A 25,191-nucleotide genomic window follows, 5' to 3' on the forward strand; every position below is an offset into this window, starting at 1 on the left:
TGATCTGCCGTGCGGTTCATCTGAGCCGCACGGCTTTTTTTTGTCAGGTCAGTTCGTTACCGGCCGGTGTGTCAGATGAACAAAAAATGAACTCTTATATAGGTCACAAATATGACAATGGCGTGAATTTTGCGCATTGACGTTGCCTTCATTTCGCGGTATTCGTAACCCGTGGCTGCATAATTTGCGACCACTGTTTTCTTTTCCACCAGATCAAAGAATGAGGGAAACGAGGCATGAAGAGACAAAAACGAGATCGCCTGGAACGGGCACATCAACGCGGATATCAGGCGGGTATCGCAGGAAGATCGAAAGAAATGTGTCCATACCAGAGCCTTAATCAACGCTCATGGTGGCTGGGAGGCTGGCGAGAAGCCATGGAGGACAGGGTACTAACGGCCTGACACTGTCTCTTTAAAAAAGAAGCCTCCGCATAGCGGGGGCTTCGCCTTTTAATCGCTGCTGAACGTTATCAGAAAGCGGAAGTATCCTGGAACAGACCCACTTTCAGATCGCTTGCGGTGTAGATCAGGCGATCGTCAACCAGCACTTCACCATCCGCAAGGCCCATAATCAGACGACGGTTAACGATGCGCTTGAAGTGGATGCGGTAGGTCACTTTTTTCGCGGTCGGCAGAACCTGACCCGTGAATTTCACTTCGCCAACGCCCAGCGCGCGGCCTTTGCCTTCGCCACCGAGCCAGCCGAGATAGAAACCCACCAGCTGCCACATGGCATCCAGGCCCAGGCAGCCCGGCATCACCGGATCGCCGATAAAGTGGCAACCGAAGAACCACAGGTCCGGGTTGATGTCGAGTTCGGCCTCAACATAACCTTTGTCGTAGTTACCACCGGTTTCGGTCATTTTGATGACGCGGTCCATCATCAGCATGTTTGGCGCCGGCAACTGCGGGCCTTTCGCGCCGAACAGTTCACCACGACCAGAGGCAAGAAGATCTTCTTTTGTATAGGATTCGCGTTTATCTACCATGTTTTCAGTAAGCCTTATTTTAAGTTCGGGACGCAGGATAGCTAACACGTGTAAGCTGAACAAGTCCGATCAGTTAGAACTTGTCCCACCTAACCAGCGTAGCGGCCACGGAAAACGATGGCGAGTCTCCTGCTGGGTCGCCTGCGCTATCCGCTCCTGAATGGTTTGTCGCAGCGTCTGTCCTTCACCGTCCCACATCAGCTGGGTCAACATCGGCAGCGCTTCGCTAATATCGTCTATTGCCCAGATAGCAAACTGGTTGTCGGCAACGGCCTGACGTAGCTCGTGGCTCAGGCTAAGATGGCGAACGTTGGCGGCAGGGATAATCACTCCCTGTTTGCCGGTTAAACCGCGCTGCTGGCAGATAGTGAAGAAGCCTTCAATTTTCTCGTTCAGACCGCCGACCGGCTGCACACGACCAAACTGGTCGACAGAGCCGGTGATCGCGATGCTTTGATTAATCGGCACGTTGGCCAGAGCGCTGATTAAGGCGCAGAGTTCAGCCATGGAGGCGCTGTCGCCATCCACTTCACTGTAGGACTGCTCAAAGGTCAGCGAAGCGGAGAAGGGGAGTTGTTGCTCCAGCTCCAGCTCGGACATCAGAAAAGCCTGCATGATCATCATGCCTTTCGCATGAATGTTGCCGCCCAGCTCGGCTTTACGCTCGACGTCGATAAACTCGCCGTCGCCAATGTGCACGACGCAGCTGATGCGCGAAGGTTCGCCGAAGGCGCGTGGATGACCGGGGAATTCAATGACCGAGAGGGCGTTAATCTGCCCGACGCATTCGCCTTCGGTTTCAATCAGGATCTGTTCCTGCAGGATTTCATCCTGCATACGCTCCGCCAGGTAGCCCTCACGCCACTCACGGCGCGCCAGCATCGTCTGCATCGCTTCGCCGGTAATCTCTTCGCCTTCGCAGAAGGCGGCAGACTCACGCAGCTGGCGGGCTATCCATAGCGGGCTGAGCGGCAGGGTCTCCTGGTCGCCGGTGTAGCGCGTCCCTTCATCGATCAGCAGTGGCCAGGCATCGCTCGCCGGGCCCGGTAGTTCCAGCTGCTGTGCATTCTGCCATACCCACTGGCACCAGGCCTTCAGCGTATCGGCGTCTGCAAACTGCAGGGTGTCTTCATACTCACTATAGATGGCCTGGGCAGAGAGCTCTGGCTCCATTTCCTGGAAATCGGCCAGAGATTCGCGTTCGCCCACCAGCATGACTTTCAGGCTCAGCGGCATGGAAGGGATGCTGACCGGCAGCGGCCGTGATTCATCGATGGAGAGCCAGTCAAAGCGTTGACGGGTCACCATATTTTTCAGGCGCACCCACAGTAGCGGTTGTGCCAGTAGTGTGCGTAGTGAAAGCACCAGCACGCCGCCGTTGGCCTGATGGACCAGGCCAGGCTGAAGTGTGATTTCACCGTTAAACTGGCGTACGCAGCCAAACAGCTGTTCCGCCTCCAGCCAATCGGCCGCCACGACCGGAGCGGTACTGGCAAAATTATCTTCAGCGCGTTGCGCCGGCGCGAGCGTCACGTGAGCGCCGTTAACCTCATAGCGGACTCCGTGAAGCGGTGCGGCAGGTTCGTGCAGCGTACGAGTTTCAGCCGCCAGCCATTGCAGATATTCCGGCTCCTCAGGGGCTTTCACCAGCATGAAGGAGGAGACTGCCGGGGTGCACAGCAGCTGCTCAAGCGCATAGAACAAACGCGGCTGAAGATCGCCCGAGAGGGAGGGGGCCGGATGAGAGAGTTCCGCTTGAGCAAACAGCGCCTGGTAAGGTTCCAGATCAGGCGCAAGGTCGGTTCGGGTCAGTTTCGTAATGGTCAAAGTCGCTGTTTTTTAGTTAGATGTAAAGCGCGCAATTATACCTGATGCCGCGTCAGAGCACACGGAGGATTATGAGTACCCCGATGATTACCCGGCCATCCACATCACGAATAATGATTTATATTCAGCACATCAGGAAAAAACTGATATCCTGAAATGAGTTACACGGTCACATTGAGATCGCAATGAAATATCAACAACTGGAAAATCTTGAAAGCGGCTGGAAATGGAAATATCTGGTAAAGAAGCACCGGGAAGGTGAGCTGATTACCCGCTACATTGAGGCCAGCGCTGCGCAAGCTGCGGTAGATGACTTGCTGACGCTCGAGAATGAACCTGTGCTGGTGCATGCCTGGATTGAGCAGCATATGAATCCGGCGCTGATGAACCGCATGAAGCAGACTATCCGCGCGCGACGGAAACGCCATTTTAACGCCGAGCATCAGCATACGCGTAAGAAGTCGATCGACCTTGAGTTTGTCGTCTGGCAGCGCCTTGCCGGTCTGGCGCAGCGGCGGGGGAAAACCTTGTCCGAAACCATTGTTCAGCTGATTGAGGATGCTGAGCATAAAGAGAAATATGCCAGTAAAATGTCGAGCCTGAAGCACGATCTGCAGGTACTGCTGGGTAAAGAGTAACCGGCATGCCCGATTAGCGGTTGCTAAGGCGCAGGTCGCAGCGCACGGTCGACAATGCACAATCCATCGCTCACGGTCTTTAGCTATCAGCTATCAGCTATCAGCTATCAGCTATCAGCTTTCAGCCCTCAGCCGCTAAAGCGAGCGAGAAGGCATAAAAAAACCCGCCGAAGCGGGTTTTTTCATCAGTGATAACTTAAGCCGCAGGCTGAGTTACAACTTCTTTGTAGCCTTTAACTTCGATCTCTACACGACGATCCGGAGCCAGGCAGTCGATCAGGGCAGCGCGAGCTTTCACGTTGTCACAGGTGTTGCCAGTAACCGGATTGGATTTACCCATGCCGCGAGCGGAGATTTTGCCAGCCGGGATGCCTTTAGCAACCAGGTAGTCAACAACGGACTGAGCACGTTTCTCAGACAGCTGCTGGTTGTAAGCTTCGGAACCGATACGGTCGGTGAAGCCCATAACAACTGCGGAACCGTCTTTCGGATCCATGTTGCTCAGCTGGGTGTACAGCTGATCCAGAGCCTGCTGACCTTCCGGTTTCAGGGTCGCTTTGTTGAAGTTGAACAGTACGTCAGACTTCAGGGTGAAGTGCTTGGTAGCCACTTCCGGAGCCGGAGCCGGAGCCGGAGCTACAACCGGTGCAGCATCTTCCTGACCGAAACGGTAGGAAACACCCAGGCTCAGCATGCCGTTATCAGGACGGGTACCAACAGTGCCAGCGTCGCCGATGTTGTTAACCCACTGGTATTCCAGACGGGTAGCGATGTCACGAGTAACAGCCCACTCTACGCCGCCAGCAAATACTGGGGAAACGCCAGTGTCGTGTTCGCTACGGGAAACGCCGGTGGAAGCGTAGTTGCCTTTGGAGTCAGCGCGCCAAACCATGCCGCCCAGACGGGTGTAGATATCCAGATCGTCAGTGATCGGGTAACCCAGTTTAGCGGTCAGCTGAACGCCCTGAGCTTTGAAAGCACCGTTATCAACGCTGCCTTTATATGCCATACGGCCCAGCCAGTCATAACCCATTTCGAAACCGAGGTACGGGTTAACCTGGTAACCACCGAACGCACCAGCACCAAGCTGATCGTTACGGGTCGGACCATTGTTGTTCTGGAAACCGTTACCGTAGAAACCGGTATCGTGATACTGGGACCAACCCAGTTTACCACCTGCATACCAGGTGTTATCTTTCGGAGCGGCCTGCGCTACGGTAGCGAAGCCAGCCAGTGCCACTGCAATCGCGATAGCTGTCTTTTTCATTTTTTGCGCCTCATTATCATCCAAAATTCGCCATGAAGTTACAAAAGACCTCACGGTTAAATCCTTCACCGGGGGCGTGACTTGTTGTTAACTATGCTGATACATGCAGCGTAAGCCGATCACCCCTGGCGATGTAAAGTCTACAACTTAGTTCAAAACTTACAAGTGTGAACTCTGTCAGGCATATGAAAAAAAAGGGTTGTGTACACAATATTTAACAAATATGGTTGATTTTCGTACACGAAAAAAAGGCACAAATCCCCGTGTGGCAGGCATTCCGCGAAAAAGACCCTAAAAAACACAACGCCTTTACCACCGGTAAAAAAAATTCCAGGAATAATCCTAATTTCACTCAATGATACAAATTTGAGTGAATTTTTAGCCCGCTGAGTTGTCTGCCGAGCGTGCCCTGATTTCGGACCGGGCGCATGATGAACCCCATCGCGCAGCCTTCCTGGGCGGCATTGACCAGACGCTCATGTTCGTCAGCGGTTAACTCCTCCGCCAGCCAGCAGATAACCACACTATAATTACCGGTGCGCAGGGCGCGGATCATAGAGTCTACGGTATGGCAAGGAGAGAGCTGGCTAATTTGCATGACTTTAGACAGCGGCAGACCGGCAGACTGAACCCACTCGCGGCTAAGCTTTTGTTGCGGCGTAAGCCACAGCTGCCAGCGAGACTGTTGACCCAGCTGCTGTAATAAAGGTAGCAACAACAACTGTGTCATCATGGGTTGATCTTCACGATAGACAATTTCACTGATCAGCCCATTGGCGGCCTGTTCGCCAGAACGATGAGCGTAGTGGCCTGCCGGAGCAGAAGCCTGTGCTGAACGGTTTGCGTGAGCTGAAGTAAACATAGTCTATCCCGCCTGTAGTTACTGTATGCATATACAGTATATCCACCAGGGGAAAAGATCAACCGCAATTTGTCATTTTGCTGATGGAAATTTAATCACTTTCAGCCACCCTGACTGTCCGGCTTTGCGGCTGACCTCAACACTATCCTTAACGCCGGCTAATCCTTTCTCTCCTGTCTTCCAGTTGCAGCAACAGCTGCAATTTTCTGAAAGCGTCTCGCAAAACCGCACTCTGGTGGCAAAGCAGGCAAAAATCATCTTGCTGCTGCCAGGGAAGTCCCTTATGTTTTCTCTTAGCGGATCCGTTAACAACTTAAGTTTAATTACATGATTCACAAAGGAATGATCATGAAAAAACTTGTATGTCCGCGGCTCCCGCAATTTCAGGCCTGCGTCTCACCGCTGGGTCAACTTCACTCTCGCCCCCTGTTTGGCGGCTACAGCCTGGCTATCGAAGATACCGTGTTTGCGATGGTGGCAGAGGGAAATATTTATCTGAAAGCCTGCGAGCAGAGCGCTGCCTATCGGGTAGAACACCATAATCCTTTATTGATGCTGCGCCGACATGGGCGCATCGTGCCGCTAAAGTATTATCAAATTGACGATGCCTTGTGGCGCGATGAGAAACAGCTTTTCCGCTTATCGCTGATGTCGTGGCAGAGCGCCCAGCGTGAAAAATGTCGCCGCCGGTCGTCGGGACGCCTGAAGGATTTACCTAATATCAGCTTTCATATGGAATTGCAGCTGATTCACTCGGGCATACCAGACGTGTTAGCACTACGGGAGGTGGGCGCCCGCCAGGCTTGGCTAAAGCTGCGTGAGAACAATGCTTCCCTATCACACAACGTCTTGCTGGCGCTGGAGGGGGCTATCGTTGGCGTCCATGCCGCCGCGCTCCCGACGCCACGGCGTCAGGAGCTTCTGGAATGGGCGGCTGCCCGCTAGTGGACAACGGTTATTCCGTTTGAGCGTGTACCCGCTGCTGCAGGCGGCAGATTTCAGGCAACAGCGCCAGCAGCAGGCCAATCTGTTGTAACACAAGGGGCTCTTTACTGTCCGCGCGCGGCTCCAGATGGTGGATCCGGTCTTGCAGGCTGGCCAACGCCTTCTGCACTCGCTGTTCATCCGCTGGGGTATGATGTAAGGCATCATCCACATAGCAGACCGCATCATCCAGCAGGGCGAGGATGTCCGGCGTGGACAGTTTTTCCCGATGCGCGCCGAGGGCGGAGATGTAGCTGGTGAAGGTATGATTGAGACACAGCAGGCGAAAGGCGGTCTCGCGCTGTGCGGCATCCGCCCGTGGTTCCGTCGACAAGTTCGAGACGACGGAAGCCAGCTCAGCATCGCGGTTGTAGGCGTCACGGCGTGCGACACGGTAGGCCAACCGGTTGTCGCGGCCCTGGTGGTACTGCTCCAGGATGGCATCCAGATAACGGCAGTTCGCGTTCATCGCGCGATCCAACACCCGTGGCAGGTTGCGGAATTTCCAGTCCGGCCAGATGAAGCTCACCGCCGCCCAGGCGATGGCGCAGCCGATCAGCGTATCAATGATGCGCGGCAGGGCGACTTCAAAACCTTCGCCAAGCAGGTTAAAGCACAGCAGCACCAGCAGCGTAATAAACATCGTGGCATGGGCGTACTGCACGTTACGGAAGGCAAAGAACAGCACGCCGGTGAGAACGATCAGCAGCAGCTGTCCTTCAACCGACGGTACCAGCAGGAGGACCGGCAGGCCGATCGCCACCCCGACCAGGGTGCCGATGATCCGCAACGCCAGGCGATGGCGGGTGGCGTTATAGTTCGGCTGACAGACGAACAAGCTGGTCAGCAGGATCCAGTAGCCGTGCTGAAGCCCGGTAAACTGGATAAAAGCGTAGCCGGCGCAAAGCACCAGCGACATACGCACCGCGTGGCGAAAGAGGGCTGACTCTGGCGACATATTGCGCTGCAGGCGCAGCCAGATATCGTTCAGCCCGCCGAGCCTGTCGTCGGCCAGCAGCGTCTCGGTATTACTCCCGGCGGGCGCCGTGGTTTGCACCGATTCAATGGTGGCCAGTTGCGCATCAATAGCGCGCAGGTTATTGAGTAAATAGCCGAGGGCGTTGAGCTGCTCGTCGGATGCGCCGCCGGCGCGCACGCGCTCGAGTGCTGCATCGAGATGCATAAACGCCCGTTCGAAATGGGCATCATGCTGATAGGGTTCGCGCAGCAGAATCGCCCGCGAGAGTTTCTGACAGGCCTGCGCCTGCATCGACAGCATGCGCTGGAAACGGAACATCACATCGCTGTAGCGGAATTGATCGCGCAGGGTCTGATATTGGATATGCGATGAGCTGGCGCGTTCATGAATATCCTGGGCCACAAAGTAATACTGCAGCGTGCGACGAGTACCGCGCTGCCCACGGTCGCCTCGTAGACGGGTCAACAGTGAAACCTTGGTTTGGTTAAGGGTCGCCACCAGCTGGCCGTTGGCGAGGGCCAGATCGTACAGCGGCGCCTGGCTCTCATCCTCAAGGTCTGGATCAAACAGCCGTGATTTGAGCTCCAGATAGCGGGCCAGTTGCTCATAGCTACGCGCCAGGTTGTCCTGCAGTGGACGAATCGGAAAGATCAGGTGGCCGGACAGCGTCAGCAGGTTGTACCACACGGCACCCGCCAGCAGGAACAACGGCTGCAGATACCAGTGATCGTACAGCGTAACGCCAAGCATGGTGTAGATGGCGATAAGCAGGGCGCCGAAGGCAATGGTCGCATAGCGCTGGCCGAGGCCGCCGAGCAAAATAAAGCCGATGGTAGACACGGTCAGACCAAGGGCAAACAGCGGCGGCCACGGAAACAGCAGCTCCACAGAGGCGGAGGCGATGAAAAAGCAAACCAGAGTAATGGCGAGGTTGCGCAGACGGCCCGCCAGACGGTCGTCAAGGTCGGTCAGCGCCGCGGCCACGACGCCGAGGGTGAGGGGGATGGTGAGTTTGACTTCGCCGATCCACCAGGGAAACAGCGTCGTGCCGCAGAGCGCGATAAAAATGCGTACGTTATAAAGCCAGGCGCTGTTCCAGGTGTAGCGGCGTAGCAGGGGGCTAATCATGTCCGTGTTCCGTTCGGTTACTGAAAGCGACGACGCGCATTGGCTTCACGCGCGGCGCGCGCGGTTTCCACAGAGACGACCCGGCGCCCCACTGGCCAGAGGGCGATGGCGGCGATTTTAAAATTAGCGATCCCCACCGGGATGCCTATGATAGTCAGGCACTGGGCGATGCCGCTGAAAATATGCATCAGGCACAACCACCAGCCGAAAAAAATAAACCACAAAATGTTCAGGATGGTGCCGCCGGCGTTCAGCAGACTGTTTTGTCGACCAGGCTCGAGCTCATCAACATGAATCGCCTCGTTACCGTAGGGGAATAACGAAAGGAGAGTGATTTCCCAGCAGGAACGAGTCAGCGGCAGCGTGACGATCAGCATAATGCTGACCAGGGTGGCGAGCAGCCAGCCTAAAGTGGTGGCGAAACCGCCAAGGATAAAGTTCAGAATATTCAGAATGGTACGCATAAACCCTCGGTTTTGCCCTGTGGATAAGAAGACCTGACAATTGTAACGTTTTTTTGCGCTGGAGCACCTGGTCCGGGGCGGTTAAACTGAAAAACAATCCACCCTGATTGAAAATCGACATTATATGGAACTTAAAGCGACAACATTGGGCAAACGCATGGCTCAGCATCCTTATGACAGGGTGCAGTTACTGAACGCCGGGGTAAAGGTTTCCGGCGATCGTCATGAGTATCTTATCCCTTTCAATCAGTTATTGTCAGTGCATTGTAAGCGCGGTCTGGTCTGGGGCGAGCTGGAGTTTGTGCTGCCGGACGATAAAGTCGTGCGTTTGCACGGTACCGAATGGAGCGAAACGCAGCGCTTTTATCACCATTTGCATACGCTCTGGCAGCAGTGGAGCACGGAAATGAGCGATATCGCCGCCGGGGTGCTGAAGCAGCAGCTGGCAGCCATCGAACGAACCCGGGCAGAAGGTAAGTGGCTGACGCGTCAGCAGGTAGCGGACGTTCAGGATAATATTCGCCATGCGTTAACCGGGCTGCCGATGCCCACCAGCCGGCTTGACGCCTTTGATAACTGCCGGGAACTGTGGCGGGAGTGTCAGCGCTGGTTAGGGGATATTGAAGCGGCGCGTCAGGCCCATAACCAGGCCTTTACCGAGGCGATGCTGGAGCAGTATCGCGGCTTTTTTGACGGCGTGGAATCCTCCCCGCTCAACCCGTCGCAGGCGCGGGCGGTGGTGAACGGCGAGCGCTCCCTGCTGGTGCTGGCGGGAGCGGGCAGTGGTAAAACTTCGGTGCTGGTGGCGCGAGCGGGCTGGCTGCTGGCGCGGGGAGAAGCGGCGGCAGAGCAAATTCTGCTGCTGGCGTTCGGCCGCCAGGCGGCGCAGGAGATGGATGAGCGGATCCGCGAGCGTCTGGTTTCAGACGATATTACTGCTCGCACTTTCCACTCGCTGGCGCTGCATATTATCCAGCAGGGCAGCAAAAAAGTGCCCACCATCAGTAAGCTGGAAAGCGATACTGCGGCCCGCCACGCATTGCTGCTGAAAAGCTGGCAAAAGCAGTGCCAGGAGAAAAAAGCGCAGGCGAAAGGCTGGCGTCTGTGGCTGGAAGAGGAGATGGGCTGGCAACTGCCGGAGGGGGACTTCTGGCAGGATAAAAAAGTGCAGCGGCGGATGGCCAGCCGGCTTGACCGCTGGATCAGCCTGATGCGCATGCACGGCGGCTCCCAGGCGGAGATGATCGCCGGCGCGCCGGAAACGGTACGCGATCTGTTCAGTAAACGGGTGAAGCTGATGTCGCCGCTACTGAAAGAGTGGAAAGCGTCGCTGAAGGCGGAGAATGCGGTCGATTTTTCCGGCCTGATCCATCAGGCGGTCAATATTCTCGATAAAGGCCGCTTTGTCAGCCCGTGGAAACACATTCTGGTGGATGAATTTCAGGATATTTCGCCGCAGCGAGCCTCGCTGCTGGCCGCGCTACGCCGGCAAAATAGCCAAACTACGCTCTTTGCCGTTGGCGATGACTGGCAGGCGATTTATCGGTTCAGCGGGGCGCAGCTCTCCCTGACCACCGCGTTCAACCACTACTTTGGCGAAGGGGACTGCTGTGCGCTGGATACCACCTATCGTTTTAACGGGCGTATCGGCGAAATAGCCAATGGTTTTATCCAGCAGAATCCGCATCAGTTAAGCAAACCGCTGAACAGCCTGACGGCGGGAGATAAAAAGGCCGTCACGCTGTTAGCCGACGATAAGCTGGACGATCTTCTGGATAAATTGAGCGGTTACGTTAAGCCCGAGCAGCGGATCCTGCTGCTTGCCCGCTACCATCATCTCAAGCCTGAGGCACTTGATAAAGCGGCGACGCGCTGGCCGCACCTGCAGCTTGATTTTATGACCATTCATGCCAGTAAAGGTCAGCAGGCCGACTATGTCATTGTGCTGGGACTGCAGGAGGGCGTGGATGCGTTTCCGGCCCCGGCGCGCGAGTCGATCATCGAGGAGGCGCTCCTGCCGCAGCCGGAAGATTTTCCGGATGCGGAGGAGCGTCGACTGCTGTACGTGGCCATAACCCGCGCCCGTCACCGGGTGTGGCTGTTATTTAACAAGGCGCAACCGTCGCCGTTTGTTGAGATCCTGCAGGCGCTGGATGTGCCTGTGGCCAGGAAGCCGTAATCGCGGCTCGATTATTTCAGGCGCTCGGCAAGATAGCGTGGATAATCCGGGATCAGAATATCGAGCGGTTGAGCGAAGTGCGGCGACTGGATAATAAAGTCAGCGGTGGAGACGTTAGTGGCGACCGGAATGTTCCAGACCGTAGCCAGGCGCAGCAAGGCTTTGACATCCGGGTCGTGAGGAACCGCGTTCAGCGGATCCCAGAAGAAGATCAGTACGTCGATTTTGCCTTCTGAAATGAGGGCGCCCACCTGCTGGTCGCCGCCCATCGGGCCGCTCAGCATGGCATTGACCTCCAGCCCGGTAGCCCGGGAGACCAGGTTGCCGGTAGTGCCGGTGGCGTACAAAACATGTTGCGCCAGCAGCGCCTGATGGCGAGCAACCCATTTCATCAGCATATCTTTGCAGTGATCGTGAGCCACCAGCGCGATATGTTTTTGCGCGGGCAGGGTACGTGTTGTCAGTTCCATATTTTCATTCCACATTTTGACCTGTTGACAGATTACTGAATGTGGCTGTCGCTGCAAGCATCGCGGATGAAAATTTTGCTGGATCTGTGGGTTAGCCTGGATGGCCCCCTGCTGCGGATTAGCATACACTTAGGTGAAATAGCAGGAGGAAACCATGAAAGAGAATGATATTGCTGACATCCTGACCTCGACACGGACGATTGCGCTGGTCGGAGCCAGCGACAAACCTGACCGTCCGAGCTACCGGGTCATGAAGTATCTGCTGGATCAGGGGTATCACGTTATCCCGGTTTCGCCGAAGGTGGCGGGCAAGACGCTGCTGGGGCAGCAGGGATATGGAACGCTTGCCGATGTTCCGGAAAAGGTCGACATGGTTGATGTCTTCCGTAATTCAGAAGCGGCATGGGGCGTGGCGCAGGAGGCGATTGCTATCGGCGCGAAAACGCTGTGGCTGCAGCTGGGGGTGATCAATGAGCAGGCCGCAGTGCTGGCCAGAGAAGCCGGGTTAAACGTGGTGATGGATCGCTGCCCGGCCATAGAGCTGCCGAGACTGGGATTAGCAAAATAACAAAAAACCCCGCCAGGCGGGGTTTTGTTTAGTTGCGAAGGCGCGGAGCCTGCAGCTGCTGGCGAATCGTTTTGGCCAGCTCGTCGAGGGACGGCTGCTCCGGGTGTTCGTCGCGGAGTTCGCTGCTCAGTTGCGCTTCAGCCAGATAGGTGTGGATCGGCTGACCGTCATCATCTTCCATCACTACATGGTACCAGGGCGCCGCACGCAGTTCGTCATTAGCGGCAATTTCATCCTCTTCCGGCTCCGCGAGCGAGTACTCGGGATCGACATCGACGATGACGCCCAGGTAGCCCAAGAGCGTATGGCGGACCTGTTGGCCGATACCGAATTTGCTGGCTATCATAGGCACCTCCTGGGAAACATGAATACTCCCTATATGAGGCTCATGTTTCGTTTTTCAAGTTACATGACGCGACAGGCAAACCCCTTCAGATACAGCCCTTCCGGGTAGGTTGCGATCACCGGGTGGTCGGCAGCCTGACGGAACTGTTCTATAAATTGTACATCACGCCCGGCATCAATTGCGGCATCTGCGATGATTTTCTGAAATAAATCGGTGGTCATCAGGCCGGAACAGGAGAAGGTCAGCAGCACGCCGCCGGGGTTCAGCAGCTGGATCGCCAGCATATTGATGTCTTTATAGCCGCGGCATGCGCCCATCAGCTGGCTTTTGTTTTCCACGAACTTCGGCGGATCCATCACGATGACGTCGAATTTCTCTCCCTGATCCCGGTACTTACGCAGCAGTTTGAATACGTCGTCGCGCACAAACTCCGCTTTGGACAGATCCAGCCCGTTGAGCTCCACGTTCTGGCGCGCAACGTCGAGCGCCTCCTGCGAGGTATCCACGCTGGTGACCTTGCGGCAGCCGCCCATCAGCGCCGACACCGCAAAGCCGCCGGTGTAGGAGAAGCAGTTCAATACCCGTTTGTCCGCCACGTAGCGACGGGTCGCCAGGCGACTGTCGCGCTGGTCGAGGTAGTAGCCGGTTTTGTGCCCGCCCTGAATATCAACCAACAGCTTCATACCGTGCTCGGTAATCGGCAGCAGCGCTGGCGGCAGTTCTCCCACCACCGGCCCCTGGGCCAGCTCCAGACCCTCTTTTTTACGCACCGCGACATCGCTGCGGTCGTAAATGGCGCAGTCCGGGAACAGGGTCTGCAGGGCGCTGATGATGGCGGCGCGCTGGTATTCGGCGCCTGCGCTGAGGAGCTGCAGCACGAAAAAGTTGCCAAAGCGGTCGATCGTCACGCCCGGCAGCCCATCGGACTCGCCGGCGATCAGACGGTAGCTGTCGAGGCCATCGCGCTCGGCCAGCCAGGCACGCCAGGTTTGCGCTTGCTGCAGGCGGCGTTCAAAGAAGGCGTTATCGATGGCTTCGTTGCGGTCGAATGTCCACACGCGGGCACGGATCTGTGACGAGGGCGAGTAAGCGCCGCGGGCCAGCCATTTTCCCTGATGGTCAACGATATCGATGGTTTCACCGCTGCGGGCTTTACCTTCCATACGGGCGACGCCGCCGGAGAAAATCCACGGATGGCGACGCAGCAGGGATTTCTCGCGTCCTTTGGCTAACACTAAGCGGGGGAATAGGGAATCTGTCATGGAGCTACCTTTAAGCAACGGGAATGTCGGCACCGAAAAATGGCGCGTAGATTAGCACACCTGGCGCACGCAAGCATCTTTCCTCCGGCAGGCGCAGGTGAGCGTTTCGGCACAAAACGCAGGCGCATCGGCACATTCACCGTGCATGGACTGTCATACCCTGTCTTCTCACCCCCAGGAGGAGAAGACGATGAAAACAGGAATGCGGATGACTGTGGCGATGGTCGCGGCAGTGAGCAGTGGCGCGATGGCAGCGCCGTTTAGCGTAAGCAGCGATGATATGCATGACGGGCAAGCGCTGGCCCAGCAGCACTGGTTTGCCGGTTTCGGCTGTACCGGAGGCAATGTCTCTCCGCAGCTGGCATGGAAAAATGCCCCGGCGGGGACGCGCAGCTTCGCGGTCACCGTCCGGGATCCTGATGCGCCTACCGGCAGCGGCTGGTGGCACTGGACGGTGGTCAATATCGCCAGCAGCGTCTTTTCGTTACCCGCTGGTGCGGGAGATAAAAACAGCGCTACACTGCCGGACGGAGCGGTGCAGGGGCGCAATGATTTTGGCTATGCCGGCTTCGGCGGCGCCTGCCCGCCGGCGGGAGATAAACCGCACCGCTACCGTTTTACGGTGTGGGCGCTGGATGTCCCCACGCTGCCGGTGAATGCCGAGGCCAGCGGGGCGCTGGTCGGGTATCTGTTACACAGCCATGCTCTCGCCAGCGCGCAATTGACGGCGACGGCCGGGCGCTAAAACAAAAGGTCGGTCTGATGGAGAGTATCCATTTTCAGCATAACGCCCTGACCGCCGCGGAGATTACCACCCGACGGCTGTGCAGGCTGCACCGCGTGCGTCTGTTTTCCCCGGCGCTCTGTCGGGTGAAACGCGGCAGCAAAGTGATTGTGCAAGGGGAGAGCCGTGTGCTGGCGACACCGCAACAGCTGATTGTGTTGCCGGCTGACGTTGAGCTGGAAGTGATTAACCAGCCGGACAACGGCCTCTTTTGCTCCGATCTGCTGTCGCTGACGCCTGAGCTGCTGACGGCGTTTAAGACCCGCTATCTCAGCGAAAAACCACCGGGGCGTCTGACTTCGCTCTGCGCCCCGGTGAACAGTGAGCTGGCTTTTATGTGGCAAAGCGTTCTCCAGGCGGTGCGGGAAGGATTATCCACCGCTTTGCAGCAGCACCAGACCATGGGCCTGCTGCTGGCGCTCCACGAGGCGGGGTATGCCGGCCCGCTGCTCGTCGAGCGGCAGCAGGATCTGTCGGCGCAGGTTCGGCAGCTGGTCATGCTATCGCCGGCGCAGGCATGGAGCGTGTCGCGGGTGGCGAAAATGCTTTTTCTCGGAGAGTCCACGCTGCGCCGTCGGCTGCAGCAGGAATCGCAGAGCTTTCGCCAGATCGTCGAGGAGGTGCGGATGGCCCACGCCCTGGGACAGCTGCAGACCACCTCGCGGCCAATAGGCGAAATCGCGCAGAACAGCGGATATCAGTCGGGATCGCGCTTTACCGCGCGCTTTCGCCAGCACTATGGTTTACTACCAAAGCACGTACGCTGAGCGAATTTGCTATCCTCAGCGTAAAGGGTAAGTCAAAAGGAGAGGTTAATGGCCAGTATCTGCACCATGGCATGGGTATACGGTTCCGTTCAGGGCGTAGGGTTTCGCTATTCCACGCAGCGGGAAGCGCTGCAGCTGGGGTTGACCGGCTATGCCCGTAATCTGGACGATGGCGGCGTAGAAGTCCTTGCCTGCGGCGAGGCGGAGCAGGTGGAGAAACTCATCGCCTGGCTGAAAGCCGGCGGGCCGCGCAGCGCGCGGGTTGACCGGGTGTTGACTGAACCCCATCAACCCACCCGCAGCTGGGACAAATTCGCGATCCTCTATTAGATGCACTTCACCGGCTTCGGCAGCCCGGCGATTTTGGTCGCCTGTTTGGCGGGGCCTTTCGGGAACAGGCGATAGAGATAGCGGCTGTTGCCTTTCTCTTCACCAAACTTGTTGGCCATCGCCTTGACCAGCATGCGGATCGCCGGTGAGGTGTTGAATTCAAGGTAAAACTCGCGCACAAAGCGCACCACTTCCCAGTGCTCAACGGCGAGCGTTATCCCTTCCTGCGCGGCGATAACGTCGGCCATCGCCTCGCTCCACTGGGTAGTATCCTTCAGATAACCTTCGCTATCCGTCTCAATTTCGTTGCCTTCAAAAATAAACATAATTTTTCACATACCGCCTGAAACTGGCCGCAGTGTAGCAAAAAAAAAGGCCCCGCATAAGCGAGGCCTCTGGTAGCAGGGGAGCGGTTAGTCTCGGCTGGCGAAGCCCAGGATGCTCAGCAGGCTGACAAAGATGTTGTACAGCGAGACATACAGGCTGACCGTGGCGCGAATGTAGTTGGTTTCACCACCGCGGATGATGTTGCTGGTCTCGAACAGGATGGCGCCCGAAGAGATCAGGATGAACACCGCGCTAATCGCCAGGTGCAGCGCCGGCAGCTGCAGGAACAGGTTAGCGACCATACCAATCAGCACCACCACGACGCCGGCCATCAGCATCCCGCCGAGGAAAGACATGTCTTTGCGCGTCGTCAGCACGTAGGCCGAGCAGCAGAAGAAGACCAGCGCCGTACCGCCCAGCGCCAGGCCGATTAAATCGCCCATGCCGGCAGAAAGGTACGCGTTCAGCATCGGCCCAAGGATATAGCCGAGGAACCCGGTGAAGGCGAAAGCGGAAATAATCCCGGTGGGCTTATTCGCCGTTTTATAGGTCAGGAACATCAGACCGTACATCCCCACGAGGGTCAAAATCAGCCCCGGGGAAGGCAGCATCAGCACCGTGCTGGCGGTAGCGGTGATGGCGGAAAACGCCAGCGTCAGGCTGAGCAGGAAGTAAGTGTTACGCAGAACCTTGTGCGTGCTGAGCAGCGAGGAACGGTCACGCGATGATGTAATTATGCGATCCATGAGTCACTCTCTTATGACAGATGTAATTAGGGATAAAGAATAAGAAAAACAAGCGTGAAGCCCTAATGCTTTTACCCATCTTTACTTAGTTTTTGCCGCGTTTGACTAGCATAAAATTCTACATGGATTGGAAAAAGCGATATGTTTTCGCGTTTCGCTTCGGTGAGCCGATCGAAATCTTATAGGTTGCTGAAAAATATTGCTTTATTGTAATTCTGCGACTAAGTGTGGAAGGGGGAATAACTCCGTACGTTAAAGGCAAAGGGAAATGACATTACATAAAAACAATCACATCACGCGAACGCTCCTGGCCGTAAGTATGATAGCAATGTTCGGCGGGGCGCAGGCGGCGCAGGTGCCGCCGGGGACTCAGCTGGCAGAAAAGCAGGAACTGGTCAGAAATAACGGCAGTGAACCTGCCTCACTCGATCCGCATAAAGTCGAGAGCGACATTGAATTCAACATCATTAGCGATCTCTTTGAAGGGCTGGTCAGCGTGACGCCTGCGGGGGCGATCCAGCCCCGGCTGGCGGAACGCTGGGAAAACAAGGACAACCTGTTATGGACCTTCCATTTACGCCCTGGTCTGACCTGGTCCGACGGCACGGCCATCACGGCGCAGGATATCGTCTGGAGCTGGCAACGGCTGGTCTCGCCAACCACCGCCTCCCCCTATGCGAGCTATCCCGGCAATATGCATATCGCCAACGCCCGTGAAATTGCCCTGGGGCAAAAGGGACCGGAGACGCTGGGGGTGAAAGCGCTGAACGACACCACGCTGCAGGTCACTCTGAACCAGCCGAATGCCGCCTTCCTGGCGATGCTGGCGCACCCTTCGCTGGTACCGATCGACAAAGTGCTGGTGGAGCGTTTTGCCGATAAATGGACGCGACCAGAGCATATCGTCACCAGCGGCCCGTATAAGCTGACCCAATGGGTGGTGAATGAGCGGTTGGTGGCTGAACGTAATGCGAAGTACTGGGATAATGCGCACACCGTTATTAATAAAGTGACTTACCTGCCCATCTCTTCGGAGGCTGCCGATGTCAACCGCTACAAAGCGGGGGAGATCGATATTGTTTATACGGTGCCGATCAATCAGTTTGCGCAGTTGCAGAAAACCATGGGCGACCAGCTGGACGTTTCGCCGCAGCTGGCGACCTATTACTACGAATTCAATACTACCCGGCCGCCGTTTAACGACGCCCGCGTGCGTCGCGCGCTGAATATGGCGCTTGATAAAGATATCATTGCCGGAAAAGTTCTTGGCCAGGGGCAGCGCCCGGCCTGGGTGATCAGCCAGCCGGATATCGGCGGCGTGACGCTACACAACCCGGACTACGCCAGCTGGCCGCGCGAGAAGCGGATTGCCGAGGCGAAAAAACTGCTGGCGCAGGCGGGGTATGATGACAGTCACCCATTGGTCTTTACCCTGCTGTATAACACCTATGAGTCGCACCAGCGTATCGCCATCGCCGCCAGCTCTATGTGGAAGAAAAACCTCGGCGTCGAGGTGAAGCTGCAGAACCAGGAGTGGAAGACGATGCTGGATACCATGCATACGCATAACTTTGATGCTGTCCGCTATGCCTGGACCGCCGACTACGACGATGCCGCCACCTTCCTCAACACTTTCCGTACCGGGGATAGCGAGAACACCAGTCAGTACAGCAACCCGGCTTACGATGAGGCGCTACGCAATGCGGCGAAAGCCTCCGACGTGGCGAGCCGGGGCAAATACTATCAACAGGCGGAAGATCTGCTGGCGCAGGATGTTCCCGCCATTCCGGTCTATCACTATGTGCGTACCCATTTAGTGAAACCCTGGGTGGGAGGCTTCACGCCGGATAAGCTGGGGTATTACTACACCAAAGACATGTACATTAAAAAACACCCATCCGCTAGCGGCGACGGGCGCTGATTTTCTGCGCGAACTGCCTGAAATTCAGACGAATAACACAAAATTGTTTGTTTTTAAGGCAGTTGAACAAAATGGTGCTTTACAGCATCCGCCGAGGTGTTTATAGTGCGCCTCACACCGGAAGTGTGGCCGAGCGGTTGAAGGCACCGGTCTTGAAAACCGGCGACCCGAAAGGGTTCCAGAGTTCGAATCTCTGCGCTTCCGCCATATAAAAGAAGGGGTTACCGAAAGGTAACCCCTTTTTACTTTTCCCCTGGTCTTTCTGACGGCGCGTCATCTTCACGTCACAATTGCGCAAACCCACCCTGCCTGCAGCGTTATCGCTGGTGAAAATGTGACGATTAATCCATTTCAAATTGTTGTTATTTTAATTATTCAGTCTCACATTATAAACGGAAATGGTGCTCAGGAATAAAATACCTGGTGCAAAATATCTTCGTCTATACTTGGAAAACGATGATTTACCTGCCATGGTGCTTTCGCAGAAACAGAGACCAGTGAGGTCAGCATGCCTGTCATTAACCCGCAAGATATCAAAGCATTACGGGCGTTGGTTGAACAGAAATTAAAATACACGCTGTGTGTTAACTTAAATAAAGCGACAAATGGCGATATTTTTAACGCGGTGGCGCTAGCCATTCGTCATTTTCAGCAGGACCATTTTCTGACGAGCCAGGCGCGGCAGCGCGAAGAGCGAAAAAAGCGCGTTTACTACCTGTCGATGGAATTTTTACTCGGCCAGTCGCTGCGTAATAACCTGGTGAATATGAATTTACTGGACGAGATGCGCCAGGTGGTCAATGACCTGGGCTTTGATCTTGAACTGATCCTTGACGAGGAGCCTGACGCCGCGCTGGGTAACGGCGGGTTAGGCCGTTTAGCCGCTTGCTTTATCGACTCGATGGCCACCCTTGATATTGCCGCATCCGGGCATGGCATCAAATACGAATATGGGCTTTTTCGCCAGTCCTTTCAAAACGATCAGCAGGTCGAGCATCCTGATGACTGGCACTCCATGCATTCCCCATGGCTGGTGGAGCATCACGCTCAGCAAATTCTGATCCCGCTGGGGGGATATATCGAGCACAGCGAAGATATTGATGGCAACTACAATCCGATGTGGCTCGGTTGGAAAACCATCATCGGTATTCCCCATGATTATTTTGTTTCCGGCTACCGGGATACGTCAACTAACACGCTGCGCCTTTACAGCGCGGTGGCCTCTGACTCCTTCAATATCCATATTTTTAATCGCGGGGATTATATTAAGGCAGTAAGTGAGAAAATCGCCTCGGAGAATATTTCAAAAATACTCTATCCTTCCGATGAGGTCCTGACCGGAAAAGAGCTGCGTCTGACGCAGGAGTATTTTTTGGTGGCCTGTACGCTACGGGATATTTTTCGTGACTATGCCGAGGTTAATGACGACATTACTTTGCTAGCACAGCATGTGGCTATACAGCTTAATGACACCCATCCGGCATTAGCGGTGGTGGAGCTGATGCGGATCCTGGTCGATGAATACCGACTGCCATGGGAGCAGGCGTGGGAGATAACGCAAAATACCTGCGCCTATACCAATCATACGCTGATGCCGGAAGCGCTGGAGACCTGGCCGGTGTCGTTGTTTGAGAAACTACTGCCGCGTCATTTGCAGATTATCTTTGAGATTAACCATCGTTTCCTTGAAGAAGTAGCCCGGCGCTGGCCGGATAAACCTCATCTGTTATCTTCACTGTCTTTAATTGACGAGCATCACGATAAGCAAATTCGCATGGCTAATCTGGCCATTGTCGGTAGCCACCGCGTCAACGGAGTGGCGTGGCTGCATTCAGAACTGGTCAAAAAACAGTTGGTGCCCGACTTCTATTTTATGACCCCGGAGAAATTCATTAATCAGACCAACGGCGTCACGCCGCGTCGTTGGGTGCAGCAGGCTAACCCAGGCCTGGCAGAATTTTTACAGCAACAACTGGGGGAAGGGTGGCCAACTGATTTACCCCTGCTTTCCCGCCTGGAGGATCTGGCCAGCGAGCCAGCCGTGATTGATCGTATCAGGGCCATAAAATTTGCCAATAAAACCGCACTCAGCGAGCTGGTGGCTCAACGCTACGGCATCGCGCTGGATCCGCTGGCGATGTTTGACTGTCAGGTCAAACGTATTCATGAATACAAGCGCCAGTTGCTCAATATTCTGCACGTGATCGCGCTGTATCTGGATATCAAAGAGAACGGGCGTACTATCGCGCCAAAGGTGCATCTGTTTGCGGGTAAAGCGGCGCCGGGCTATCGGATGGCAAAGCTGATTATTCAGTTGATTAATACCGTTGCCCGTAAAATTAACAGTGACCCGCAGGTTGCCGGGCAGCTTAAAGTGGTTTTCCTCGAAGATTATAAAGTCTCGCTGGCGGAGAAAATCATTCCCGCCACGGATCTCTCTGAGCAAATTTCCACCGCCGGCACCGAGGCGTCCGGCACCAGCAATATGAAGTTTGCCATGAACGGGGCGTTAACTATTGGCACCTATGATGGGGCGAACATCGAAATCCGCGAGGCGGTGGGGAGCGAGAATTTTTATCTGTTTGGCGCGGTGGCGGAAGAGATTGAAGAGAGCCGACGCCTTGGGCGGCATCATGGGTTCTATCATGACAACCCGGCTATCGCGCGTGTTGTCGATAGCCTGGTGTCCGGGCTGTTTTCAGCCGATCGCGAGCTGTTTGCGCCGCTGCATCAGATGCTGACAGGGGCCGATCATTATTGCCATCTGCTGGATTTCGACAGTTATTGTCTGGTGCAACGGCAGGCAATGGCCGATTTTGAACAGCCGGATCAGTGGCACCGCCGGGCCTTGCTCAATATTTGCCGGATGGGGGAATTTTCCAGCGACCGAACCATCCGCGGCTACGCCAGGGATATTTGGGGTATCAGGTGCTAAAGAGAGCACATGCCGAACAGAGCAGGGACGCGTCGACGGTTATCAGCCAACATTGAGGATGAACATGAACGTTGAATTACATACTGAGCAGGGCGTCAAGGTCATTGTCCCCCTGGTTCGCCGGCTGGATGCTTCCGTCGCATCAGCGTTTAAGCAGCAGGTTCTTGAGGCCCTTGACGGTCAGACGAAAAACCTGGTGCTGGACCTGAGCCACGTCGATTTCATCGACAGTAGCTGCCTGGGCGCCCTGGTATCCATTCTCAAGAGCGTCAGTGGGCAGGGAGAGCTGGTGCTCTGCTCGGTCAATGGGACAATCCAAAACCTGTTCAAGCTCACCCGCATGGATCGCGTCTTTTCGATTAAAGAGACTCGTCAGGATGCACTGAACCTGTTGACTGCGAAATGACGCTCAGGCAGGCCTGGAAGGCCGCGGATTATCGATCGCTCGTTCATTTTTCGATAATCCGCGCCTTTGGTTTGCTCAGCAGAAGCATCACCAGCGCGACGTAGGGCATCGGCTTCCAGAAAAAGTAGCCCTGCAGTAGATGAATATTCTGGCGATTGAGATACTCAAGCTGAGCCTGAGTTTCGACGCCCTCGGCAATGATGCGCAGTGACAGCGTCCGCGCCATCTCTATCACGCAGTCCAGCAGTTTGCTTGACGGCGCCTCGTCAGTCACCCGGCCGACAAAACTCTGATCGATTTTGATATAGTCGAAAACCAGCTCATGCAGATAGGAAAGCCCGGAATAGCCCGTGCCAAAGTCGTCCAGCGCGATGGAAAACCCGCGGGAGTGTAATGCGTTGAGCTTGTCGACAACCGCCTCGTTGAGCAACAGCGGCTCCTGTTCGGTGATCTCCAGCATCAGCTTCACCGCTGTGCCCTCAAAGCCGCGCTGAAAGTGCAGGCAGTCATCGATAAACGACGGAGCGTTGATATGTGATGCGCTGATATTGACGCCGATATGAAACCCGTCCGGCAGCTTACTGAAGATCGGCCTCATCTGGGCGGCGACCTGCGCCATCAGGCTACAAGTGAGTGGGATAATCAACCCAGTACGCTCGGCCAGCGGAATAAATTCAGCGGGCGAACGCCACTGCGCCGTGGTGTTTGGCCAGCGGGCGAGGATTTCCACGCCATAGATCTCTCCGGTTTTCCCGTTCACCAGCGGTTGATAGTAGGGAACGATAGCGCCCTGAGCGATGGCGTAGCGCAGCCTCTCCTCTTCTGAGGTATAGACATTGAGGTATTTGCGCAACAGAAAATAAAACAGCAACGAAACAGAGAAAATAAAAATCAGCAGCCCGGACCCATTATGAAATAAGCGGCCGGGGCTAAAAAAAGGCGACTCAGGATAGGCAATATGAAATGGATAGTCTGGTGAGCTAAAAATATCCTGGTTCGGACCAGCGTTGAGTGGCTTCACATCGCCATATCTGGCAATCATTTGATTGTGAACCAAAAGCGCCAGCCCGCCGTTATCCTCATCGCTATACAAGGCATCGCGCAAATGGATATCGCTGATGCTGACAATGACTCTTACCTGCGCCGAACGAGTGTGATAGATCAGCACTGGCCGCTTATTCACCATCATTCTGGCGGGCAGCAGCTGCAGTGGCTCATCGGGTAAAGACTCAGGATGGAGCGTCAGTACCCGATTGCCCGGCAGCGACGAGCACCACACCTTGCCATCTTTTACCAGCACGATCGTGCGCAGATGCGGCTGCAGGGCGGCCTCGGTCCCGAGCTGAAACTGGCCCTGCACGGAGCAACCGCGGCGGCTAACGTTCATCGCCGTCATCGTTGCTGCGCGGGCCTCATCCAGAATAACGGCGATTTTCTTTGCCGCCTGACGGGCGGTGGCGACATGCGAGGCCTGATCGGAATGCCACAGTTGCCAGTTTATTACGAACACGCCAGCCAGAAATACCACCAGCGCCAGGGAAAAGGCAATCCATGCGTTTCGTCGCTTTATCTCTTTCATTTGTTGGGCATGCAATGGTGTTTGTGCATAAAGTGAACCATCTCTCTGGCAGTAAAGGCTTTTCTATGATCGTAGAAGGGAGATAACTTCCGCGATGACGGCGCATCATAAAAATATGATCGCTATCACAATACCTGCCGACAAAGGCCGGTTATATCGCGTTGACGCTACGTACCTCTTCTGCCGGTAATAAAAATAAAAAATTAATGTTTTCTTAATATATTTTTCTGGGCCGGCTGGTTATTAGCATTTTCCAGTCCGTAGTGGCGTGCTTGCGCTATTTTTTGCTTTTTTAAGTTTATGATAATTGTTTTCATTATCATTCTTTTTTTGCTGTGATTTAATCCTCTCCGCTCAGGCTATTTACCATTAATTTCCCTGGTTCATTAAGGATGCGTTCATGAAATCTCGCTTATCGCCCCTCTGTACGGCAGCGCTGGTTGCCGCTTCTCTGTTTCTGGCGCCGCAGGGGATGGCGGCTGACGGTCAGGACGGGATTGTGGTCTACAACGCCCAACACGAAAATCTGGTGAAGTCGTGGGTGGATGGATTTACGAAAGAGACTGGTATTAAAGTCACGCTGCGCAATGGCGATGACAGCGAGCTGGGTAATCAGCTGGTTCAGGAAGGCGCCGCGTCGCCAGCTGATGTGTTTCTGACCGAGAACTCACCGTCGATGGTGCTGGTTGATAACGCCAAACTTTTTGCCCCGCTGGATGCGGCCACCCTGCAGCAGGTTCCGGCACAATATCGCCCTCAGCACGGTCGCTGGATTGGCATCGCCGCGCGTAGTACCGTGTTCGTCTATAACCCGGCAAAAATCAGCGAGGCGCAGCTGCCGCACTCGCTGATGGATCTGGCAAAACCGGAGTGGAAGGGCCGCTGGGCGGCTTCGCCATCGGGGGCTGATTTCCAGGCTATCGTCAGCGCGATGCTGGCGCTGAAGGGTGAGCAGGCGACCCTCGACTGGCTGAAGGCGATGAAAACCAACTTTGTCGCCTATAAAGGCAACAGCACGGTGATGAAAGCGGTCAACGCCGGGCAGATCGACGGCGGAGTGATCTACCATTACTATCGCTTCGTTGACCAGTCAAAAACCGGCGAGAACAGCAAAAACACCCAACTGTATTACTTCAAACACCAGGATCCGGGCGCCTTCGTCAGCATTTCCGGCGGCGGCGTGCTGGCCTCCAGCAAACATAAAGCACAGGCGCAGGCCTTTATTAAATGGATCACCGGTAAGCAGGGACAGGATGCGCTGCGCACCAATAACGCCTTCGAATATGCGGTGGGGGTAGACGCGGCCTCTAACCCGAAACTGACCCCGCTGAAAGATCTGGATGCCCCGAAGGTGGAACCTTCCTCGCTGAACAGTAAAAAGGTCATTGAACTGATGACGCAGGCTGGCCTGCTCTGATCCTGAGGAAGTGA

General features: G+C 55.5%; 24 protein-coding genes, 1 tRNA gene and 1 pseudogene. 13 read left to right on the forward strand and 13 right to left on the reverse strand.

The genetic code is table 11. The features are described 5' to 3' along the window. Window positions 1–236 precede the first annotated feature (236 nt). Window positions 237–404, forward strand: coding sequence for a ribosome modulation factor (rmf, locus tag ABLU50_RS03025; RefSeq protein ID WP_002898396.1), 168 nt, complete (start codon window positions 237–239; stop codon window positions 402–404). Window positions 405–472: 68 nt separating this feature from the next. Here rmf and fabA read toward each other — a convergent pair whose 3' ends face one another. Continuing rightward, the gene (fabA, locus tag ABLU50_RS03030; RefSeq protein WP_004201428.1) at window positions 473–991 is read right to left on the reverse strand and encodes a bifunctional 3-hydroxydecanoyl-ACP dehydratase/trans-2-decenoyl-ACP isomerase; all 519 of its coding nucleotides are present in this window, start codon (window positions 989–991) and stop codon (window positions 473–475) included. Window positions 992–1,060: 69 nt separating this feature from the next. Continuing rightward, window positions 1,061–2,818 carry a Lon protease family protein gene (locus ABLU50_RS03035; RefSeq protein ID WP_048323579.1) on the reverse strand — a complete coding sequence of 586 codons (1,758 nt, stop codon included), beginning with the start codon at window positions 2,816–2,818 and terminating at the stop codon, window positions 1,061–1,063. 185 nt (window positions 2,819–3,003) lie between these two features. Between ABLU50_RS03035 and matP the strand changes: the two genes are divergently transcribed. After that, entirely contained in the window at window positions 3,004–3,456 is a 453-nt protein-coding gene (gene matP / locus ABLU50_RS03040) for a macrodomain Ter protein MatP (protein ID WP_002898404.1), read from the forward strand. Window positions 3,457–3,652: 196 nt separating this feature from the next. On the opposite strand, the gene ompA is transcribed toward matP, so the two are convergent. Both ompA and sulA read right to left on the reverse strand, forming a co-directional pair. Beyond that, on the reverse strand, window positions 3,653–4,723 hold the full coding sequence (gene ompA / locus ABLU50_RS03045) for a porin OmpA (RefSeq protein ID WP_004201430.1): 1,071 nt from the start codon (window positions 4,721–4,723) through the stop codon (window positions 3,653–3,655). A 352-nt stretch (window positions 4,724–5,075) separates the two neighbouring features. Next, window positions 5,076–5,585: an SOS-induced cell division inhibitor SulA gene (gene sulA / locus ABLU50_RS03050; RefSeq protein WP_017899460.1), complete on the reverse strand. Its 510-nt coding sequence runs from the start codon at window positions 5,583–5,585 to the stop codon at window positions 5,076–5,078. A 348-nt stretch (window positions 5,586–5,933) separates the two neighbouring features. Here sulA and ABLU50_RS03055 point away from each other — a divergent pair, with 348 nt between their 5' ends. Next, window positions 5,934–6,530 (forward strand): TfoX/Sxy family DNA transformation protein, encoded by a 597-nt coding sequence (locus tag ABLU50_RS03055; protein ID WP_004201433.1) that lies wholly within the window; start codon window positions 5,934–5,936, stop codon window positions 6,528–6,530. Between the two features lie 10 nt (window positions 6,531–6,540). Here ABLU50_RS03055 and yccS read toward each other — a convergent pair whose 3' ends face one another. Continuing rightward, window positions 6,541–8,676, reverse strand: a complete 2,136-nt coding sequence (gene yccS / locus ABLU50_RS03060) for a YccS family putative transporter (RefSeq protein WP_004201435.1) — start codon at window positions 8,674–8,676, stop codon at window positions 6,541–6,543. 17 nt (window positions 8,677–8,693) lie between these two features. Then, window positions 8,694–9,140: a YccF domain-containing protein gene (locus tag ABLU50_RS03065; protein ID WP_087832936.1), complete on the reverse strand. Its 447-nt coding sequence runs from the start codon at window positions 9,138–9,140 to the stop codon at window positions 8,694–8,696. A 124-nt stretch (window positions 9,141–9,264) separates the two neighbouring features. On the opposite strand from ABLU50_RS03065, the gene helD reads away from it, so the two are divergent. Beyond that, the gene (helD, locus tag ABLU50_RS03070) at window positions 9,265–11,319 is read left to right on the forward strand and encodes a DNA helicase IV (protein WP_087832937.1); all 2,055 of its coding nucleotides are present in this window, start codon (window positions 9,265–9,267) and stop codon (window positions 11,317–11,319) included. Between the two features lie 11 nt (window positions 11,320–11,330). Here helD and mgsA read toward each other — a convergent pair whose 3' ends face one another. Continuing rightward, window positions 11,331–11,789, reverse strand: a complete 459-nt coding sequence (gene mgsA / locus ABLU50_RS03075; protein ID WP_004201439.1) for a methylglyoxal synthase — start codon at window positions 11,787–11,789, stop codon at window positions 11,331–11,333. 154 nt (window positions 11,790–11,943) lie between these two features. Here mgsA and ABLU50_RS03080 point away from each other — a divergent pair, with 154 nt between their 5' ends. Beyond that, window positions 11,944–12,357 carry a CoA-binding protein gene (locus ABLU50_RS03080; protein WP_004201441.1) on the forward strand — a complete coding sequence of 138 codons (414 nt, stop codon included), beginning with the start codon at window positions 11,944–11,946 and terminating at the stop codon, window positions 12,355–12,357. Window positions 12,358–12,385: 28 nt separating this feature from the next. Here ABLU50_RS03080 and hspQ read toward each other — a convergent pair whose 3' ends face one another. Together hspQ and rlmI are read right to left on the reverse strand one after the other, a co-directional pair. Beyond that, window positions 12,386–12,703: a heat shock protein HspQ gene (hspQ, locus tag ABLU50_RS03085; RefSeq protein ID WP_017899464.1), complete on the reverse strand. Its 318-nt coding sequence runs from the start codon at window positions 12,701–12,703 to the stop codon at window positions 12,386–12,388. 59 nt (window positions 12,704–12,762) lie between these two features. Continuing rightward, a complete protein-coding gene (rlmI, locus tag ABLU50_RS03090; RefSeq protein ID WP_017899465.1) occupies window positions 12,763–13,965 on the reverse strand; it encodes a 23S rRNA (cytosine(1962)-C(5))-methyltransferase RlmI in 1,203 nt (400 codons plus the stop codon). Window positions 13,966–14,155: 190 nt separating this feature from the next. On the opposite strand from rlmI, the gene ABLU50_RS03095 reads away from it, so the two are divergent. The 3 genes from ABLU50_RS03095 to yccX are packed head-to-tail and all read left to right on the forward strand — an operon-like array spanning window position 14,156 to window position 15,846. Beyond that, a complete protein-coding gene (locus ABLU50_RS03095) occupies window positions 14,156–14,710 on the forward strand; it encodes a YbhB/YbcL family Raf kinase inhibitor-like protein (RefSeq protein WP_017899466.1) in 555 nt (184 codons plus the stop codon). Between the two features lie 17 nt (window positions 14,711–14,727). Next, a complete protein-coding gene (locus tag ABLU50_RS03100; RefSeq protein ID WP_057214208.1) occupies window positions 14,728–15,516 on the forward strand; it encodes an AraC family transcriptional regulator in 789 nt (262 codons plus the stop codon). A 48-nt stretch (window positions 15,517–15,564) separates the two neighbouring features. Then, a complete protein-coding gene (gene yccX, locus ABLU50_RS03105) occupies window positions 15,565–15,846 on the forward strand; it encodes an acylphosphatase (RefSeq protein WP_004201446.1) in 282 nt (93 codons plus the stop codon). Here the strand turns inward: yccX and tusE are convergent. Both tusE and yccA read right to left on the reverse strand, forming a co-directional pair. Continuing rightward, window positions 15,843–16,172 carry a sulfurtransferase TusE gene (gene tusE / locus ABLU50_RS03110; protein WP_004201447.1) on the reverse strand — a complete coding sequence of 110 codons (330 nt, stop codon included), beginning with the start codon at window positions 16,170–16,172 and terminating at the stop codon, window positions 15,843–15,845. The two genes, yccX and tusE, sit on opposite strands and share 4 nt — an antisense overlap. Window positions 16,173–16,259: 87 nt before the next feature. Further along, the gene (gene yccA, locus ABLU50_RS03115; protein ID WP_002898458.1) at window positions 16,260–16,919 is read right to left on the reverse strand and encodes an FtsH protease modulator YccA; all 660 of its coding nucleotides are present in this window, start codon (window positions 16,917–16,919) and stop codon (window positions 16,260–16,262) included. A gap of 268 nt (window positions 16,920–17,187) precedes the next feature. On the opposite strand from yccA, the gene ABLU50_RS03120 reads away from it, so the two are divergent. From ABLU50_RS03120 to ABLU50_RS03135, 4 genes are all read left to right on the forward strand, one after another. Continuing rightward, entirely contained in the window at window positions 17,188–18,840 is a 1,653-nt protein-coding gene (locus ABLU50_RS03120; protein WP_023317871.1) for an ABC transporter substrate-binding protein, read from the forward strand. Window positions 18,841–18,959: 119 nt separating this feature from the next. Next, window positions 18,960–19,047, forward strand: a tRNA-Ser gene (locus ABLU50_RS03125). A gap of 301 nt (window positions 19,048–19,348) precedes the next feature. Then, window positions 19,349–21,775, forward strand: a complete 2,427-nt coding sequence (locus ABLU50_RS03130; RefSeq protein ID WP_087832939.1) for a glycogen/starch/alpha-glucan phosphorylase — start codon at window positions 19,349–19,351, stop codon at window positions 21,773–21,775. Window positions 21,776–21,839: 64 nt separating this feature from the next. Next, a complete protein-coding gene (locus ABLU50_RS03135) occupies window positions 21,840–22,181 on the forward strand; it encodes an STAS domain-containing protein (protein ID WP_004201450.1) in 342 nt (113 codons plus the stop codon). 43 nt (window positions 22,182–22,224) lie between these two features. On the opposite strand, the gene ABLU50_RS03140 is transcribed toward ABLU50_RS03135, so the two are convergent. Next, on the reverse strand, window positions 22,225–23,052 hold the full coding sequence (locus ABLU50_RS03140) for a cyclic diguanylate phosphodiesterase (protein WP_227665576.1): 828 nt from the start codon (window positions 23,050–23,052) through the stop codon (window positions 22,225–22,227). Window positions 23,053–23,145: 93 nt separating this feature from the next. Then, a pseudogene (locus ABLU50_RS03145) lies at window positions 23,146–23,760 on the reverse strand (CSS-motif domain-containing protein); the annotation flags it as partial. A gap of 400 nt (window positions 23,761–24,160) precedes the next feature. Between ABLU50_RS03145 and ABLU50_RS03150 the strand changes: the two are divergent. Continuing rightward, complete coding sequence (locus ABLU50_RS03150) at window positions 24,161–25,177, forward strand: iron ABC transporter substrate-binding protein (RefSeq protein WP_023317875.1); 1,017 nt, start codon at window positions 24,161–24,163, stop codon at window positions 25,175–25,177. Window positions 25,178–25,191 lie beyond the last annotated feature (14 nt).

This window comes from Klebsiella sp. GG_Kp173, assembly GCF_040062415.1.
Taxonomy (GTDB): domain Bacteria; phylum Pseudomonadota; class Gammaproteobacteria; order Enterobacterales; family Enterobacteriaceae; genus Klebsiella; species Klebsiella quasipneumoniae.